Source organism: Leifsonia aquatica (assembly GCF_014190775.1).
In the GTDB taxonomy this organism is placed as follows: Bacteria; Actinomycetota; Actinomycetes; order Actinomycetales; family Microbacteriaceae; genus Leifsonia; species Leifsonia aquatica.
Genome location: NZ_JACHVP010000003.1, coordinates 258,257 through 275,470, shown reverse-complemented (window position 1 = coordinate 275,470; position 17,214 = coordinate 258,257). Strand labels below are relative to the sequence as shown.

Sequence of the window (17,214 nt, the reverse complement as noted above, 5' to 3'; positions counted from 1 at the left end):
CCGGCTCACGCGCGGCGTTCGGCCACGGCCTTGACGCCCGCGAGCATCTGCGCCCAATTGCGCTGCGAGTGCTCGGCGGCCTCCCGGGTCGGGTTGTTGTCCTGATCGAGGGTCACTACGGTGCCTGTCGCCGTCTCTTCCAGCTCGAACCGGAGGGTGTGATAGTTGTCGGGCTCGTCCGGCAACCCGGTCAGCGGGCTGAAGTGCGTGAGGACGATGCGCCAGGGCTCCTCACGGTCCTCGAGCTCGATCACCCGGCCGTGGTCCTCGAACGACCGTCCCTCCCACTCGCCGCGCCACGTGATCGGCGAACCGAGGCGCCAGTCCGAGCGCACCTCGGCGCCGAACAGGATCTCGGGATGCGCGCCGTTCGAGGTCAGCACCTGCCACACCGTACGACGCGGCGCCCGCACCGTCGTCTCCGCGCGCGCGACGAAATCGCCCATGATCGCCTCCTGCATCTCGCGCCCATCCCACACCCGCAGCGAGCCGGCGCACAAGACCGATCAGCGCTGCAGGACCACCGCCTCCCAGGGGCCGAGCACGCCCGTCAGCCCGGTCGTACCCGTGCCTCCGGATGCGAGCACCACCTCCGCGGACTCCCACCCCGGCAGCGCTGCCACGTCGTACGCGGCCGGTCGCCCAGTCAGGTTCGCGAGCACCAGGAGGGCCCCGCCGTCGAGTTCGCGCACGTAGGCGAAGATCTGCTCGTGCTCGGGGAGCACCAGCTCGAAGCCGCCCGCCGAGACGAGGCGCGACCGGTGCCGGAGGTCGATCAGCGCCCGGTAGTGGGCGAAGACCGAGTCGGCGTCGGCGCGCGCCGCGGCGGCGTTGACCTGCGGGAAGTTGGGGTTGACCGTGATCCACGGCTCCCCTGTTGTGAATCCGGCGTTCGGCTCGTCGCTCCACTGCATCGGGGTGCGCGCGTTGTCGCGGCTCGTCCGGCGGAGCGCGACCAGCACCTCGTCGGCGGGCTGCCCGAGCACGTCGACCGCCTCGGCGTAGTGGTTGAGGGTCTCGATGTCGCGGAAGTCGTCGATCGTGGAGAACGGGACGTTCGTCATCCCGAGCTCCTCGCCCTGGTAGACGTACGGGGTGCCGCGCATCAGATGCAGCACGGTGCCGAGCGCCTTCGCCGACGGGATGCGGTGCTCGCCGTCGTCGCCGAAACGGCTGACCACGCGGGGCTGGTCGTGGTTGTTCCAGTAGAGGCTGTTCCAGCCGACCTCCGCGAGGCCCTCCTGCCACTGGGCGAGGTTGCGCTTCAGGTCGAGCACGCTCGCGTCGCGGTGGTCCCACTTGCCACCGGGACCGTGGTCGAGGTCGACGTGCTCGAACTGGAACACCATGTCCAGCTCGCCGCGGGCCGGGTCGGTGAAGCGGCGCGCCTCGGCGATGTCGACACCGGGCATCTCGCCCACCGTCAGGTAACGGTCGTCACGGCCGGCGAACACGCGCTCGTGCATCTCGTGCAGGAACTCGTGGATGCGCGGGCCCTGCGCGAAGAACGGATACGCGTCTCCCCAGAGCGCACCCGGGGGAACGACGCCGTCGGGGAGCGAGACGTCCTTCGAGAGGAAGTTGACGACATCCATCCGGAAGCCGTCGACGCCGCGGTCGAGCCACCAGTTCATCATGTCGTAGACGGCTCCGCGCACCTCCGGGTTCTCCCAGTTGAGGTCCGGCTGCTTGCGTGAGAAGAGGTGCAGGTAGTACTCGCCGGTGCGCTCGTCGAGCTGCCAGGCGGAACCCGAGAAGAACGAGCCCCAGTTGGTCGGCTCGGCGCCGTGCTCCCCCGGCTGGGCGCCGTCGCGCGGCCCACGCCACCAGTACCAGTCGCGCTTGGGGTTGTCGCGACTGGAGGCGGACTCCACGAACCACGGATGCTCATCGGAGGTGTGGTTGACGACGAGGTCCATCACCAGCTTGATGCCGCGCTCGTGGAGACCCTCGAGCAGCTCGTCGAAGGCGTCGAGAGTGCCGAACAGCGGGTCGATGCGCTGGTAGTCGCTGATGTCGTACCCGTTGTCGTCGTGCGGGGACGCGTAGATCGGCGACAGCCAGACCACGTCGACGCCGAGCTCCTTCAGATGGTCGAGGTGCTGGATGATGCCGCGCAGATCGCCGATGCCGTCGCCGTCGCTGTCCGCGAAGCTCCGCGGGTAGACCTGGTACACGACCGCCGACTGCCACCACTTGTCGTTCACGCACGCCACCCTACTCGGCGAGGATCACCCGCGCCCCGGTGCGGAGCGACTCCCGCGCCGCCAGGCTGACGCGCAGCGCGTCGACCGCTGCCGCGACCGGGGCGCGCCGAGGTCGGACTCCGGACTCGACGCATCCGAGGAAGTACCGCGCCTGTTCCTCGAACGGGTCACCCGGAGCGTCGGCGAGCGCGTCGAGGCCGACGTCGCCGACGACGTCGAGCGACGTCTGGAACGGCGTGCCCGCCGGGAGATCCGCCACGGCCAGCACCTGCGCGATCCCGCCGTCCGCGTACTCGATCGTCACGGCGACCGGGGCGCCGAAACCGTCGCCCCGCAGCGGGAGGGCCGTGACCGCCCGAGGCGCGCCGAGCAGCGCGTTCGCCTGGTCGATGTCGTGGATGGCGAAGTCCACGACCAGGCCGCCCGAGCGCTCCTCATCCCGCAGCCAGCGGGCCCCGTCGGGTGGCGCCGCTGCCGAGAGGCGGGTGGCGCGGACCGCGCGCGGACGACCGACGCTGCCGGAGGCGACGCGCTCGAGGAGGTCCGCGTAGGCGGGGAAGAAGCGCACGACGTGGGCGACCATCAGGATGCCGGGCGCGTCCTCGGCCGCGGCGGCGACGCGCTCCGCATCGGCCACGGTGAGGGCGATCGGCTTCTCGAGCAGGACGTGCCGCCCGGCGGCGAGGGCGCGCACAGCGAGGTCCGCGTGGCTGGGGGTCGGCGTGCAGATCGAGACGATCGTGACCGCGGGATCGGCCAGGGCCTGGTCGAGGTCGGTCGCCCACCGGGCGTCGGGAGCGGCGTCCAGCGCGGGCCGGCGCCGGGGCGAGACCGCCCAGCGCACGGGGACGCCGAGGCTTTCCCACGCCGTGGCATGGGCCTGGCCCATCCGGCCGGCGCCGACGACGACCGCGGCGTGCGTCGCCGCACCGGAGAGCGTCACCGGACCGCCCGGTCGACTTGCGCCGGGTCGAACAGGGCGTCGAGCACGAGGCGTCCGGCGCCGCGGATGCCCGCCTCCTCCTTCGCGACCGTGATCGCGATGTCGAGCTGGTCGGTGATCATGGGCAGGCAGTCGGAGTAGATCGTGGACCGCACCCCCGCGACGAAGGCCTCCGCTTCGCCCAGGATGCCGCCGAGCACGAGCCGCTGCGGGTTGAAGAAGTTCATGATGGTCGCGAGCACGCCACCCGTGCGCAGACCCGCCTCGCGCAGCATGAGGGTGGCGAGGGGATGCGCATCCCGCGCCAGGGCCAGGATGTCGCGGGTGTCGGCGACGTCGACCCCCTCGCGGCGGAGCGCCTGCACGATGGCGGCACCGCCCGCGACGGCGTCGAGGCAGCCGATGCGTCCGCAGGAGCACAGGACCTCGGGGACGCCGGGGACGGTCACGTGGCTGATGTCGCCGGCCATGCCGTGGTGGCCGCGGTAGACGCCGCCGAACGCGATGACGCCGCAGCCGATGCTCGACCCGGCCTTGACGAACACGAGCTGATCCGTGCCCCCGCCGAGCGCGGTGTGCTCGCCCAGCGCCATCAGGTTGGCGTCGTTGTCGGCGACGGCCACGAGCCCGGTGCGCGCCCGCAGCTCGGAGGCGACGTCGAGACCGTTCCAGCCGGGCATGCGCGACGGCGACACCATGCGCCCGCTGGTGGAGTCGACGGGACCGGGCAGCCCGATCCCGAAGCCGCGGAGCTCCTGCCCCGGCTCGGCGTAGGCGGCGCGCAACTCCTCGGCGACGGCGGCGATCCAGCCGAGCACGTGGTCGGGGCCGGCCGCGATGTCCATCGTGTCGGTGCGCGAGACGAGGAGGCGACCCGCGAGGTCGAAGAGCCCGAAGGTGGCGTGGTGCGAGCCGAGGTCGACGGCGAGGACCACGCCGGTGCTGGGATCGACTTCGAGCGCGCGCGGCCGTCGCCCGCCGTGGGAGACCCCCTCGCCGGCCTCGCGGAGGAAGCCGGCGGCGAGGAGCGCATCCACCCGCTGGGCGACGGTGGAGGGAGAGAGGCCGGTGTGCCGGGCGATGTCCGCTCGGGAGGCGGCGCGACCGGAGCGCACGAGGTCGAGGACGCCGCCCGGCCCGGACGACGACGCGAGCGTGACGGCGGCATCCGGCGGCGTGGTCCTGGTGCTGCTCGGCATCGCGCGTCCCCCTCGTCTGCGCGGTCGGCGCCGCACTGCTGGTGTTGAGGATAGTGTAGCCACTTTCTTCGATTTCGATCTAACCAAAATCAAAATTGCATGAACTTTGATTACTTAGTACGCTCATCGCAATCCGACCGACGATGATGCGAGGAACACGATGGAAGCAGCGAACGCACGGCCCATGGTCAGCCTGCGCCGCGTCGAGAAGCACTTCGGTGATCTGCACGTGCTCAAGACGATCGACCTCGATGTCGCCCCGCGCGAGGTCGTCGTGGTGGTCGGGCCGTCCGGCTCCGGCAAGTCCACCCTCTGCCGCTCGATCAACCGCCTCGAGACCATCGACAGCGGCGAGATCCTGGTCGACGGCGAGGCGCTGCCCGAAGAGGGCGCGGCACTCGCACGACTGCGGGCCGAGGTCGGCATGGTCTTCCAGTCCTTCAACCTCTTCGCGCACCGCACCGTGCTCGACAACGTCGCACTGGCCCCGATGAAGGTGCGCGGCATGAAGAAGGCCGCCGCCGAGCGTCAGGCCCTGGAGCTGCTGGACCGCGTCGGGATCGCCGACAAGGCGCACAGCCACCCGGCCCAGCTCTCGGGAGGCCAGCAGCAGCGGGCCGCGATCGCCCGGGCGCTCGCGATGCAGCCCAAGGTGATGCTGTTCGACGAGCCCACCAGCGCACTCGACCCCGAGATGGTCGGCGAGGTGCTGGACGTGATGACCTCCCTCGCCCGCGACGGCATGACCATGATCGTCGTCACCCACGAGATGGGCTTCGCCCGCCGGGCGGCCGACAGGGTCGTCTTCATGGATCGCGGGCAGATCGTCGAGCAGGCGACGCCCGCAGCGTTCTTCGACGCGCCTCGCTCCGAGCGGGCGAAGTCGTTCCTGGCCTCCGTGCTCTCGCACTGAGTCCTCCGCACCACCGGCTTCACTGCACCACGGCTCCACCGCACCACCGGCTTCACCGCACCACTGGTTCCACCGCACCACCGCACCACGACCCGTCCGTTCCAGAAAGGGAAGCACCATGACCCGCAGCACGACCCGCAGGAAGGCCGCCTTCGCCGGCGCCCTGCTCGCGGCCGTGACGCTCGCCGTCACCGCCTGTTCGTCCGGCTCCACCAACCTGCCCGGCTCCGGCTCGAGCTCCACGTCGTCCGCCGACGCCGTGTTCTCCGGCGCCCCCGTCGCCTCGGCCGACCTGATCATCTCGGGCTCGACGATGGAGAAGATCAAGAAGCGCGGCAAGCTGGTCGTCGCCGAAGCGCTCGACGCCCCGCTGCTCTCGCAGCAGGACCCGACCAACCCGGACTCGGTGACCGGCTTCGACGCCGACCTCGCCAAGCTCCTCGCGATCTACATCCTCGGCAAGCCGAACGTGGAGATCGTCCCGCCGGCGAGCGAGACCCGCGAGGCGATGCTGCAGAACGGCACCGTCGACGTCGTGTTCAACACGTACACGATCACCGAGGAGCGCGCGCAGCAGGTGGACTTCGCCGGCCCGTACTTCGAGTCCGGCCTCGCCGTCGCCGTCAAGAGCGACAACAAGGACATCACGAGCTCCAAGGACCTCGACGGCAAGACCGTCATCGTCGGCGCCAACACCCCGGCCGTGACCGAGGTGCCGAAGATCGCCCCGACCGCGACCGTCACCGCGTTCGCGACCGACCCGGCCGCCGTACAGGCGCTCATCCAGGGCCGCGGCGACGCGTACGTCCAGGACTACACGCTGCTCGCGAGCGACGCCGCCAGCGAGAAGCAGATTAAGGTCGTGGGCCAGCCCTTCACCAAGGAGCCGTACGGCATCGGCCTGAAGCACGGCGACTCCGACTTCAAGTCCTTCGTCAACGACTGGCTCACCAAGATCCAGAAGGGCGGCCAGTGGGGTCAGGCGTGGAAGACCACGCTCGGCACCGTGACCGACTCCGACATCCCGACGCCGCCGAAGATCGGCTCCGTCCCCGGCTCCTGAGCCCCCGGGGCGGGGCCGGTACGCCGGCCCCGCCCTCCCCCGACTTCTCTCACGAGTGAGCGAGCGATGAACCCTCTGATCGACAACCTCGGACCGCTGGTCCAGGCCCTCGGCACGACGCTGCTGATGGCGGTCGTGGCCGGTGTCGGCTCGATCGTGCTCGGCGTGCTGATCACGATCGCGCGTGTGAGCCCGATCCCGATCCTGCGCACCGCGGCCTTCCTCTACGTGCAGTTCTTCATCAACGTGCCCCTGCTGGCGCTGCTGCTGCTGGCCGTCTTCGCGCTGCCCGACGCCGGGCTGCTGCTCCCGCTGACGCCCACGGCGATCATCGTGCTGACCGTGTACGAGGCCGCCTACGTGGCGGAGGCGGTGCGGTCGGGCGTCAACACCGTCCCGGTCGGCCAGGTGGAGGCGGCCCGCGCGCTGGGCTTCACGCTCGCCAAGACGCTGCGCCTCGTGGTCGTGCCCCAGGCGCTGCGCGCGGTCGTGCAACCCATCGGCAACGTGATGATCGCCCTCGCGATGAACACCGCCCTGGCCGCCGCGGTCGGGGTCGTCGAGCTGACGGCCGAGGTCAACAAGGTGAACCTTGTGGCCGCGCAGCCCATCCTGATCTTCTCCAGCGCCGGACTCGTCTACATGGCGATCGCGCTGACCATCGGCCTGGCGGCCGGCTGGGTCGAACGAAAGGTGGCGATCGCCCGATGACCGCCCAGCTCATCCCGGACCGCCCGGCACCCGCACGCCCCCGCCGCCCCAAGCGGACGTATGCCGCTTCGTTCATGTACGACACCCCGGGGCCGCGCGGCCGCCGCAACATCCTCCTCGGCTCCCTGATCAGTTGCGTGGCCTTCGCCGCCATCATCGGCTACGGGATCTGGCAGCTCGCGTCGCACGGCCAGTTCGCGGCGGAGCGCTGGGCGCCGTTCACCGACTGGGCGATCTGGCAGTACCTGCTGGTCGGCCTGCTCGGCACCCTCGAGGCCGCGGCGATCGTGGCCGTGCTCGGCGGCGCCCTCGGCATCGTGCTCGCCCTCGGCCGCCTCAGCCGGCTGCGTCCGGTGCGCTGGCTCTGCGCCTTCTACATCGAGGTCGCCCGCACCATCCCGGTGCTGCTGATGATCTACCTCATGCTCTTCGGCCTCCCCCAGCTCGGCATCAACCTGCCGACCCTGTGGAAGCTGGTCGTGCCGCTGACCATCGCCAACTCGGCGGTGTTCGCCGAGATCGTCCGCGCCGGGGTCCTCAGCCTCCCGCGCGGTCAGCGCGAGGCGGCGCTCAGCCTCGGGATGCGGCCGGTGCAGGCGATGCGCCACGTCGTGCTCCCCCAGGCGCTGCGGAACGTCGCGCCGTCGCTGGTGACCCAGCTCGTCAGCCTCCTGAAGGACACCTCGCTGGGCTACATCGTCGCCTTCACCGAGCTGCTCTACCGCGGGCAGGTGCTCGCCTCGTACCTGCACCTGCTCATCCCGACCTACGTCGCGGTGACCGTCATCTACCTCGTCGTCAACGGCAGCCTCTCGGCGCTCGCGTCCCGGCTGCAGCGCGGCTCGCGGCGCGGCTCGCGTCGCCGCCCCTCGACACAGCCGCCTCTGCCGCCCCTGCCGGCGACCCCGCACCAGGAAGAGTCCCATGCCTAGCACCACCAGCCACCCCGGAGCGGGGTTGGCCGAGCTCGCCGCCGTCCGTCGTTCCGGGATGATCGAGAGCCGCCACTTCGGCAGCCTCGTCGCCCTCGCGCCCGACGGGAGCACCCTCCTGGAACTCGGCGACGCGGACGCGGTCATCCTGCCGCGCAGCACCGTCAAGCCGCTGCAGGCGCTCGCCTGCCTGACCGCGGGCGCCCCGCTCGCCGGGCCGGAGCTCGCGATCGCCGCGGGCAGCCACACCGGCGAGGACGAGCACGTGCGCGTCGTCCGCGAGTTGCTCGCCCGCGCGGGCGTCGACGACGCCGCGCTCGGCTGCCCGGTCGACCGGCCGGAGGACGAGGGCACCTTCGAGCGGCTGGTGCGCGCCGGTGAGCCCCGCGCCCGGGTGCGGATGAACTGCTCCGGCAAGCACGCCGCCATGATCCTGGCCGCCGCCACGAACGGCTGGGACGTCGCCGGCTACCTCGACTCCGCGCACCCGCTGCAGCAGCATGTCCGCGCCACCATGGCCGAGCTCACCGGCGTGCCCGTCTCCGCCGACGCGGTCGACGGCTGCGGCGCCCCGCTCTTCGGGACCACCGTGCGCGGTGTCGCCCGCGCCTTCGGCCGCCTGGTGCAGGCCGCACCAGGAACGCCCGAGCGCGCGGTCGCGGACGCGATGCGCGCCCATCCCTTCTACGTGGGCGGCTCGGGCCACCAGAACTCCTCGCTGATGGAGGAGGTGCCCGGCGCCCTCGCCAAGGGCGGCGCGGAGGGCGTCATCGGCGTCGCCGCCGCGGACGGCACCGCCGTCTCGATGAAGATCGTCGACGGCAGCCCGCGCGCCACCACGCTCATCGCCCTGCGGGTGCTCGAAGCGCTCGGCACCTCCATCGACGGCGCCGTGTCGCTGGTCGAACTGCCCGTGCTCGGCGGCGGCGTGCCCGTCGGCCGCATCGAGATCGGTGCCGACCTGGCCGCCGCGCTGGAGCGCATCGCGTGACCGTCGTCGAGATCTGCCTCGACGATCTCGCCGGGGTGCGGCGGGCGGAGGCGGCGGGCGCCGATCGCATCGAGCTCTGCTCCGCCCTCGCCACGGGAGGCCTCACCCCGTCGATCGGGACGGTGGCCGCCGCACTCGGACTGGCTCGCCGCATCGGTGTGAACGTGCTCATCCGCCAGCGCCCCGGGGATTTCGTCTTCGACGACGACGAGCTGGCGGCGATGGTCGCCGACATCCGGGCCTTCCGTGCTCTGGACCGGCCGGAGGGCGTGGCGCTCGGCTTCGTGGTCGGTGCGCTGCACCCGGACGGCACCGTGGATGCGGACGCGACCCGAGCGCTCGTGCGTGCCTGCGGCGATGAACCGGTGACCTTCCACAAGGCGTTCGACCAGACGCCCGATCGCGCGGCCGCCCTGGAGGAACTGATCGCCCTCGGGGTTTCGCGCGTCCTGACCTCGGGCGGCGCGACGACTGCACCCGACGGCGTCGCCGAACTCGCGGCGCTCGTCGCGCAAGCCGCCGACCGGATCACGGTGCTCGCCGGCGGCGGCGTCCGCCCGACGAACGTCGCACATCTCGTCCAGCGCTCCGGCGTCTCCGAGGTGCACCTGCGGGCCGTCGAGCAGGCGCCCAGCGCCTCCCTCGTCCTCAGCGGATACGACAGCGGGATGCGCGACGTCACCTCGTCCACCATCGTCGCCGCGGTCGTGGACGCGCTGCGCGAGGTCGCGGCGTGAGCGGCGGACCGCTGGCCCTCGCCGTCGATCTGGGCGGCACGGCCATGAAGGGCGCCGTCGTGTCCGAGGCCGGGGCCGTCGTCGCCGAGCTGACGCGCCCGACTCCCACCGCCGACATCCTCGGCGCGCTCGTGACCCTGCTGCGCGACCTGCGCGACGTCGCTCCGGACGAGGTCGTCGGCGCGGGCGTCGCGACCCCCGGGATCCTCGACGAGGAGCGCGGCATCGTCCACTACGCCTCCAATCTCGACTGGCGGGACGTGCCGCTGCTCGACATCCTGCAGTCGCAGCTCCGGCTGCCGGTCGCCGTGGGGCACGACGTGCGCGCGGCGGGCCTCGCCGAGCGGCGCCTGGGCGCGGCCCGCGGCTTCGACGACTTCGTGCTCATCCCGATCGGGACGGGGGTGGCCGCGGCCCTGGTCACGGCGGGCGGCACCATCACCGGCGCCACGGGCGCGGCCGGCGAGTTCGGCCACATCCCGGTCATCCCGGGCGGCGAGCCGTGCACGTGCGGGCAGCGCGGCTGCCTGGAGGTCTACATGTCCGGCGCCGGCGTGGCCCGCCGCTACGCGGAGGCCGGGGGCGAGCCGCTCAGTGCGCGGACCATCGTGAGCCGCCTCGGCTCGGACTCCCTCGCCGACCGGATCTGGGACGAGGCCGTGACGGTGCTCGCGCAGGGCCTCGTGACGATGACCCTGATGCTCGACCCGGGCGTCATCGTGCTGGGCGGCGGCGTCTCGCAGGCCGGCGACGCGATGTTCGGGCCGCTGGAGCGGAAGGTGCGCGACGGGCTCGCCTGGCGTGCGGCCCCGGCGATCGTGCAGAGTGCGCTCGGCGGCGACGCCGGACGCACGGGCGCGGGACTGCTCGCCTTCGGCGCGGCGCGCTGAGCCGCCCCTCCCGGTCGGCGCTCGGTGAGAGGATGACCGGGTGAAGCACCTGCGGCTCGGCCTGGCGGCCCTGATCACCACGGCCGCCGCCGCAGCCGCGTGCGCGACCGTGTGGCTGGCCGTCGGCGCCGTCGCCGGTCCGGCTGCCGCCGGGTCTCCCGCGGTGCTCGCCACGGTCGTCGCCCTCAGCCTCGCCCGGCGCACCGTCGCCGGACGCCGCGAGTTCGCCCGCTCGGCGGTGCTCCTGCCCGTGATCGGCGTCGCGGCGGCCGGTGTCGGCTGGCTGCTCGTCACCGTGCCGGCTGTTGGCGCGCTGCTCTACATCGCCGGGATGAGCGTCCCGATCTGGCTCCGCCGGTTCGGTCCGTTCGCCGCCCGGCTGGGCGCCCTCATCGCACTTCCGCTGACGGCGGTCCTGATCGTGCCCGTCGTCCCCGCGGCCTCCGGGACGCCGTGGTGGGCGGCAGCGCTGCTGACGGCCGCCGCCGGTGCGGTCGCCGTGCTGTGGGTGGCGGTGGCGCGGGAGGTGCTCGGGCTGCTGCGCATCGGCCCGGGCCACGACGAGCCGGCTGCGACGGTCGCGGCGACGGCGACGGTTGCGCGGCCCGAGGCCGGCCGCAGGGCATCCTCGCCCTCCCCGACGCCCTCGGCCTCCTCCTCGCGCCGCCGCCTCCCCGCGAGCACGCGCATGGCCATCCAGATGGCGGTCGCCCTCGCCGCGGCGTTCGTCGTCGGCTGGCTGGTCTTCCCGGAGCACGCGATGTGGGTCGTGCTCACCGCGTTCATCGTCAACTCCGGCAACCGCGGCCGGGCCGACGTGCTGCACAAGAGCGCGCTGCGCGTGGCGGGCGCGATCGGCGGCACCGTGCTCGCCCTCGGGCTCGCGGCTGCGGCTCCGACGGCGAGCGGGTTCGCCGCCGTGGTCGTCGTCTTCGTGGCCCTCTTCGCGGGCACCTGGCTGCGCTCGTACAGCTACGCCTTCTGGGCGCTCGCGGTGACCGTCGTGCTGACGATCCTGCAGCAGCTCGTCGGCGTCTCCCCGCCCGCCGGGGAGGTCGGGCTGCTCCTGGAGCGCGTGCTCGCGATCGTCGTGGGCGCGCTCCTCGGGATCGGCGCGGCCTGGTTCGTGCTGCCGGTCCGCTCGACCGACGTGCTCCGCAAACGGCTCGCCGACCTCCTGATCGCGGTCGGGGCGGTGCTCACGGCCGAGCCGGACGACCGGCAGGCACGTGCAGCCTCCTTCCGTGCAGCGCTCCGGCGCGTCGAGGAACTCGCCCCCGCCCACCGGGCCCGGCGCCTGTTCGGCGGCACGGGCGTCCAGCCGATCGACTGCATCGATGCGGCGAGCGCCCTGGGCCCGGCGCTCGACACGCGACTTACGGCAGCCGAGCGCGGCCGCATGTCGCCGGAGCAGCGCGAGCGGGTGCGCGACGCACTCCGGCTGGCACGCGCCAGCCTCGCCGCCCCCGCCGACCTCGAGCGCGTGCGCGCACGGCTGAACGGACTCGTATCGGCGCTCCAGGGCGGCCCGGTAGCCTGAGCACATGCTCACCCCGCCCGTCACTGCGAAGAAGCCGACCGAACGCATCCAGCACGGAGACGTCTACATCGACGAGTACGAGTGGCTGCGCGACAAGGACGACCCGGCGGTGCTGGCGCACCTGCACGAGGAGAACGCGTACACGAACGCACGCACCGAGCACCTGTCGCTGCTGCGCGAGCAGATCTTCGAGGAGATCAAGGGACGCACGCGCGAGACCGACCTGAGCGTGCCGGTGCGCGAGGGCGACTGGTGGTACTACACGCGCACCGTGGAGGGGAAGCAGTACGGCATCCACTGCCGCGCCCCCATCGCCTCCCCCGACGACTGGGAGCCGCCGGCACTCGACGACAGAGCACAGGTCGAAGGGCTGCCGGGCGAGCAGATCCTGCTCGACGACAACGTGGAGGCCGACGGGCACGACTTCTACGCGCTCGGCAGCTTCGACGTGAGTGCCGACGGCACGCGGCTGCTCTACGGCGTCGACACCGAGGGCGACGAGCGGTACACGATCCGCGTGCGGTCCCTGACGGCCGGCGGCGACGCATTCCCCGACGAGATCGAGGGCACCGGCGCCGGCGCGCTCTTCGACCAGAGCGGCGAGCACATCTTCTACACGACCGTCGACGACGCGTGGCGGCCCGACACCGTCTGGCGGCACCGGGTCGGCATCGGCCCGGACGGCGAGGAGGACGTGCAGGTCTTCCACGAGCCGGACGAGCGCTTCTGGATCGGCGTGGGGCTGACGCGGAGCCGCCGCTTCCTCGTCATCGAAGCCGGGTCCAGCGTCACCAGCGAGGCCTGGCTGCTGTCATCGGACGACCCGACCGGCGAGTTCACCGTCGTCTGGCCGCGCAAGGACGGCGTCGAGTACGACATCGAGCACGTGGTGGTCGGCGGCCACGACCGCCTCCTCATCGTCCACAACGACGAGGCCGTCAATTTCGAGCTGGTGAGCGTCTCCGCCGAGAACCCGCAGGGGCCGCGCAAGACGATCCTCCCCCACAACCCGGCCGTCCGGATCGAAGGGGTGGACGCGTTCCGCGACTTCGTGGCGCTGGAGTACCGGCGCGAGGGCCTCACCCGCGTGGCCGTCGCGTGCATCCCGGAGGACGGCGGATCGAGCGACGACACCCTCCACGAGCTGCACTTCGACGAGGAGCTCTTCACCGTCGGCGTCGGCGGCAACCCCGAGTGGACCCAGCCGTCGCTGCGGCTCGGCTACGGCAGCTTCGTCACCCCGTCGAGCGTCTACGACTACGACGTGCGCACCCGCGAACTGACCCTGCGCAAGCAGCAGCCGGTGCTCGGCGAGTTCGACCCCGGGCTGTTCGAGCAGAAGCGCGAGTGGGCGACGGCGAAGGACGGCACCCGCATCCCGATCTCCCTGGTCTACCGCCGCGACCTCGTGACGCCGGGCGAGCCCGCCCCTATGGTGCTCTACGGCTACGGGTCGTACGAGGCCAGCATGGACCCGTCGTTCGGCATCCCGCGCCTCAGCCTGCTCGACCGCGGCGTCGTCTTCGCGATCGCCCACGTGCGCGGCGGCGGCGAGCTCGGCCGGCTCTGGTACGAGAACGGCAAGAAGCTGCACAAGAAGAACACGTTCACCGACTTCGTCGATTCGGCGCGCCACCTTCTCGACGAGGGCTGGACCTCCCCCGACCGGCTCGTCGCCCAGGGCGGCAGCGCCGGCGGTCTGCTCATGGGCGCCATCGCCAACCTGGCGCCGAAGTACTTCGCCGGCGCTCGCCGAGGTGCCGTTCGTCGACCCGCTGACCAGCATCCTCGACCCCTCCCTCCCGCTCACCGTGATCGAGTGGGACGAGTGGGGCGACCCGCTCCACGACGCCGACGTGTACGCGTACATGAAGTCGTACTCGCCGCTCGAGAACGTGCACGAGGCGCGCTATCCGAAGATCCTCGCGGTCACGAGCCTGAACGACACCCGCGTGCTCTACGTGGAGCCGGCGAAGTGGGTCGCGAAGCTGCGGGATGTCGCCGGCGCGGATGCGCTGCTCAAGACCGAGATGGCAGCCGGGCACGGCGGCGTCTCGGGCCGCTACTCCGCCTGGCGCGAGCGCGCGTTCTCGCTGGCGTGGATGCTCGACGTGATCGGGGCGCACCCGACCGGGGAGTAGTCCCGCGGCTGCGGTCCCTCGGGACATCTGCGGCGCGGCGAGCAGCCGCAGATGTCCCGCAGCACCGCAGTCAGGCACTCGGGAGGAGCGCACCGCCGCGGGGTCACCGGTTCGTGCGGAGGCCTCCGATGAGCGCGGACGCCGACTCGATGGCGACCCTGCGACGTCTGCTCGCATCCGACCCGGACGCGGCGGCGACCCAGCGCGAGGCATCCGCGAGCGCCCCGTTGAGCATGGTCGCGATCGCCACCGGCGACACGTGCTCGGCGACGATGCCGCGGGCCCGGGCCTCCTCGACGACCTCGGCCAGGGTCGCGATGCACGCGGCCGACGTCTCCTCCACGGCGTCCGGGATGACGGCGGGCGCGTCGGTGAACATGATCCGCTGGAACTCGGCCGACTGGGTCTTCTCGATGTAGGCACGGCTGCGCTCGTCGAGCGCGACGAGCGGATCGTCGTGGCCAGTGAGGATCGTCCTCAGCGCGGCGCACAGCTCCGCATCGAGCTGCCGCACGACCGCTTCGAGCAGTCCCTGCTTGCCGCCGAAGTGGTGGTACAGCGCGCCCCTGGTGAGCCCGGCGGACGCCGTCAGCTCGTCCATGGAGGTCCCCGCGTACCCGTGCTCGGCGAAATGCGCCCGCGCGGCTGTGAGCAGTTGGTCCCGCGTCTCGTCGATCATCTGGGCGCGCGAACGACGCTCGGGCTTGTGTGCTGTGGAGGTCGCAGCCATCGATTCTCCGTCGTCCGGGGGTGGGGGTCGTCCGGGGTGGGGCTCCAGTCTAGCTCGCATACGCGGCGCATGTGAATTGACATACGAGTCGTATGTGAATACCGTCATCCACATACGCGGCGTATGTATCCGCCCACCGGACGAAAGCGGCTCCTCCCCATGACGACTCAGCGAACCGACCCCGTGGCGCCCTCGACCCCGCCTCCCGTCCCCGCCTTCCGGTGGGCTCCGGTGCTCGCGGTGGCGCTGTCGACCTTCACCGTCGTCACGGCCGAGATGATGCCGGTCGGGATTCTCCCGTCGATCGCCGCGGACCTGCGGGTGAACACCGGGCTCGCGGGCATGTCGCTCACCATCACGGGCGTCCTTGCGGCGATCGTCGCTCCTCTCACGCCCGTGATCGCGGGTCGCGGGGATCGGCGCACGCTCGTCGTCGGGTTCCTCGCGCTCCTGGCGTTGGCCAATGTCGTGAGCGCCCTCTCCACCAGCTTCGCGATGTTCGCGGTCGCCCGCGTCCTCATCGGCGTCTCGATGGGCGTGGTGTGGGCGTCGGCGGGTGGACTCGGTCCGCGGCTGGCGGATCCGGCTCACCTCGGCCGGGCGATGACCGCGATCTTCTCCGGCACCTCGATCGGCATGGTCCTCGGTCTGCCCGCGGGGACGTTCATCGCTGGACTCGCCGGATGGCGCGCGGCCTTCTGGGCGGTCGCGGCACTGAGTGCGACGGCTGCGCTCTGCGCCCTCGTGGCGATGCCGCGGCTCCCGGTCGTCGAACGTGCGCGCCTCGCGGGCATCTTCCTCCCCTGGCACGACCGAGGGGTCCGGACCGGATTCACCATCACCGCCCTCGTGGTGACCGGGCACTTCATGGCCTACACGTACATCCGGCCGGTCCTCGAGACCGACCCGGACATCACTCCGCCTCTCGTCGTGGCAGCCCTGGCCGCGTTCGGTCTCGCCGGCATCGTCGGGAACGCCGTCCTCGGCCCGTTCGCCGCCGACCGCCCCCGCGTCGTGCTGCTGATCGCGCTCAGCACCATCGCACTGGGCACCGCGCTCCTCCCCTTCGCCGTCGCCACGATCTGGACCGCTTTCGCCGTGCTGACGCTGTGGGGAGCCGGATACGGCGCCATCGGCGTCGCGACGCAGGCGTGGATCCGGTCCGCCAATCCGGCGCTGGTGGAGCGGAGTTCTGCGATGTGGTCGGGCGTCTTCAACGGCGCGATCGCCGTCGGCGCCTTCGCCGGCGGTCTGCTCTTCGATGGCCTCGGCGGAGCCCCGGTCCTCCTCGTCGCCGCCGGCATCGTCGCCGTCGGCTGGATCGCGACCCTCGTCGGGCGCCCGGTCACCCCAGGTCGTCCGGGTCCTTCCCCGTCCGCTCGCCGGTCTCGAGCGCGGCGATAGCGGCGAGGTCGTCCTGGTCGAGTTCGAAGCCGAAGACGTCGAGATTCTCGCGGATGCGCGCGGGCGTGGACGACTTCGGGATGACGACGTTGCCGAGCTGCAGCTGCCAGCGGATGACGACCTGCGCCGGCGTGACGCCGTGCTTCCGCGCGAGCCCGTCCAGCGTGGGGTCGGCGAGCACCCGACCGCGCGCCAGCGGCGACCAGGCCTCGGTCACGATGCCGTGCTCGCGGTCGTAACGGCGCACCTCCTCCTGCGGCAGCCACGGGTGCAGCTCGACCTGGTTGACCGCGGGGACGACGTCGGTCTCCGCGGCGAGCCGGTCGAGGTGGTGCGTGTGGAAGTTCGCGACGCCGATCGACCGGGCGCGGCCCTCCTCCCGGATGCGCTCCAGCGCGCGCCAGGTGTCGACGTACTTGTCGTGCTTCGGCGCCGGCCAGTGGATGAGGAACAGGTCGACCGTGTCGAAGCCGAGCCGCTCCAGGCTCGCATCGAACGACCGCAGGGTCGAGTCGTAGCCGTTCTCGGTCCACCACACCTTGGTCGTCACGTACACGTCGTCGCGGTCGAGGCCGCTGCGACGCACACCCTCCCCCACGCCGCGCTCGTTCTCGTAGAACGCAGCCGTGTCGATGTGCCGGTATCCGGCGTCGAGAGCGGCGAGCACCGCATCCACCGTCTCGGCCTCCGGGATCTTGTAGACGCCGAAGCCGAGCTGCGGGATGCTGCTGCCGTCGTTGAGAGTGACCTGGGGGATGCTCGTCATGGGTTCATTCTCCCGCTCCCCCGGCGTACCAGTGGAGGTGACGTAAG

15 protein-coding genes and 1 pseudogene are annotated in these 17,214 nt (G+C 72.0%); 10 read left to right on the top strand and 6 right to left on the bottom strand.

The genetic code is table 11. The features are described 5' to 3' along the window. Positions 1-5 precede the first annotated feature (5 nt). Genes FHX33_RS14615 through FHX33_RS14600 form a run of 4 tightly spaced genes read right to left on the bottom strand, consistent with a single transcriptional unit; the run spans position 6 to position 4,349 of the window. Complete coding sequence (locus FHX33_RS14615; protein WP_039922891.1) at positions 6-446, bottom strand: SRPBCC family protein; 441 nt, start codon at positions 444-446, stop codon at positions 6-8. A gap of 60 nt (positions 447-506) precedes the next feature. Then, positions 507-2,207, bottom strand: coding sequence for a glycoside hydrolase family 13 protein (locus FHX33_RS14610; RefSeq protein ID WP_039922890.1), 1,701 nt, complete (start codon positions 2,205-2,207; stop codon positions 507-509). Positions 2,208-2,217: 10 nt separating this feature from the next. Beyond that, positions 2,218-3,150 (bottom strand): Gfo/Idh/MocA family protein, encoded by a 933-nt coding sequence (locus FHX33_RS22195; protein ID WP_338092033.1) that lies wholly within the window; start codon positions 3,148-3,150, stop codon positions 2,218-2,220. Then, positions 3,147-4,349 (bottom strand): ROK family transcriptional regulator, encoded by a 1,203-nt coding sequence (locus tag FHX33_RS14600; RefSeq protein WP_021763345.1) that lies wholly within the window; start codon positions 4,347-4,349, stop codon positions 3,147-3,149. The genes FHX33_RS22195 and FHX33_RS14600 overlap by 4 nt, the downstream gene beginning before the upstream one ends. Positions 4,350-4,509: 160 nt before the next feature. Between FHX33_RS14600 and FHX33_RS14595 the strand changes: the two genes are divergently transcribed. From FHX33_RS14595 to FHX33_RS14555, 9 genes and pseudogenes are all read left to right on the top strand, one after another. After that, complete coding sequence (locus tag FHX33_RS14595) at positions 4,510-5,262, top strand: amino acid ABC transporter ATP-binding protein (protein ID WP_039922480.1); 753 nt, start codon at positions 4,510-4,512, stop codon at positions 5,260-5,262. 118 nt (positions 5,263-5,380) lie between these two features. Continuing rightward, the gene (locus tag FHX33_RS14590; protein WP_021763343.1) at positions 5,381-6,325 is read left to right on the top strand and encodes a glutamate ABC transporter substrate-binding protein; all 945 of its coding nucleotides are present in this window, start codon (positions 5,381-5,383) and stop codon (positions 6,323-6,325) included. Between the two features lie 66 nt (positions 6,326-6,391). Then, on the top strand, positions 6,392-7,036 hold the full coding sequence (locus FHX33_RS14585) for an amino acid ABC transporter permease (protein WP_021763342.1): 645 nt from the start codon (positions 6,392-6,394) through the stop codon (positions 7,034-7,036). Continuing rightward, positions 7,033-7,968 (top strand): amino acid ABC transporter permease, encoded by a 936-nt coding sequence (locus FHX33_RS14580; RefSeq protein WP_021763341.1) that lies wholly within the window; start codon positions 7,033-7,035, stop codon positions 7,966-7,968. Before FHX33_RS14585 ends, FHX33_RS14580 begins: the two co-directional genes overlap by 4 nt. Continuing rightward, on the top strand, positions 7,961-8,959 hold the full coding sequence (locus tag FHX33_RS14575; RefSeq protein ID WP_183428661.1) for an asparaginase: 999 nt from the start codon (positions 7,961-7,963) through the stop codon (positions 8,957-8,959). Before FHX33_RS14580 ends, FHX33_RS14575 begins: the two co-directional genes overlap by 8 nt. After that, the gene (locus tag FHX33_RS14570) at positions 8,956-9,696 is read left to right on the top strand and encodes a copper homeostasis protein CutC (protein WP_183428660.1); all 741 of its coding nucleotides are present in this window, start codon (positions 8,956-8,958) and stop codon (positions 9,694-9,696) included. Before FHX33_RS14575 ends, FHX33_RS14570 begins: the two co-directional genes overlap by 4 nt. Beyond that, a complete protein-coding gene (locus FHX33_RS14565) occupies positions 9,693-10,586 on the top strand; it encodes an ROK family protein (RefSeq protein ID WP_183428659.1) in 894 nt (297 codons plus the stop codon). The genes FHX33_RS14570 and FHX33_RS14565 overlap by 4 nt, the downstream gene beginning before the upstream one ends. 40 nt (positions 10,587-10,626) lie before the next feature. Next, positions 10,627-12,126, top strand: coding sequence for an FUSC family protein (locus FHX33_RS14560; RefSeq protein ID WP_183428658.1), 1,500 nt, complete (start codon positions 10,627-10,629; stop codon positions 12,124-12,126). A 4-nt stretch (positions 12,127-12,130) separates the two neighbouring features. After that, positions 12,131-14,267: pseudogene (locus FHX33_RS14555) on the top strand (S9 family peptidase). A 103-nt stretch (positions 14,268-14,370) separates the two neighbouring features. Here FHX33_RS14555 and FHX33_RS14550 read toward each other — a convergent pair. Further along, complete coding sequence (locus FHX33_RS14550; RefSeq protein ID WP_039921190.1) at positions 14,371-14,946, bottom strand: TetR/AcrR family transcriptional regulator; 576 nt, start codon at positions 14,944-14,946, stop codon at positions 14,371-14,373. A gap of 210 nt (positions 14,947-15,156) precedes the next feature. On the opposite strand from FHX33_RS14550, the gene FHX33_RS14545 reads away from it, so the two are divergent. Next, positions 15,157-16,401, top strand: a complete 1,245-nt coding sequence (locus FHX33_RS14545; protein WP_021758333.1) for an MFS transporter — start codon at positions 15,157-15,159, stop codon at positions 16,399-16,401. Here FHX33_RS14545 and FHX33_RS14540 read toward each other — a convergent pair. After that, on the bottom strand, positions 16,343-17,167 hold the full coding sequence (locus FHX33_RS14540) for an aldo/keto reductase (protein WP_021758332.1): 825 nt from the start codon (positions 17,165-17,167) through the stop codon (positions 16,343-16,345). The genes FHX33_RS14545 and FHX33_RS14540 overlap by 59 nt on opposite strands. Between the last annotated feature and the right edge of the window lie 47 nt (positions 17,168-17,214).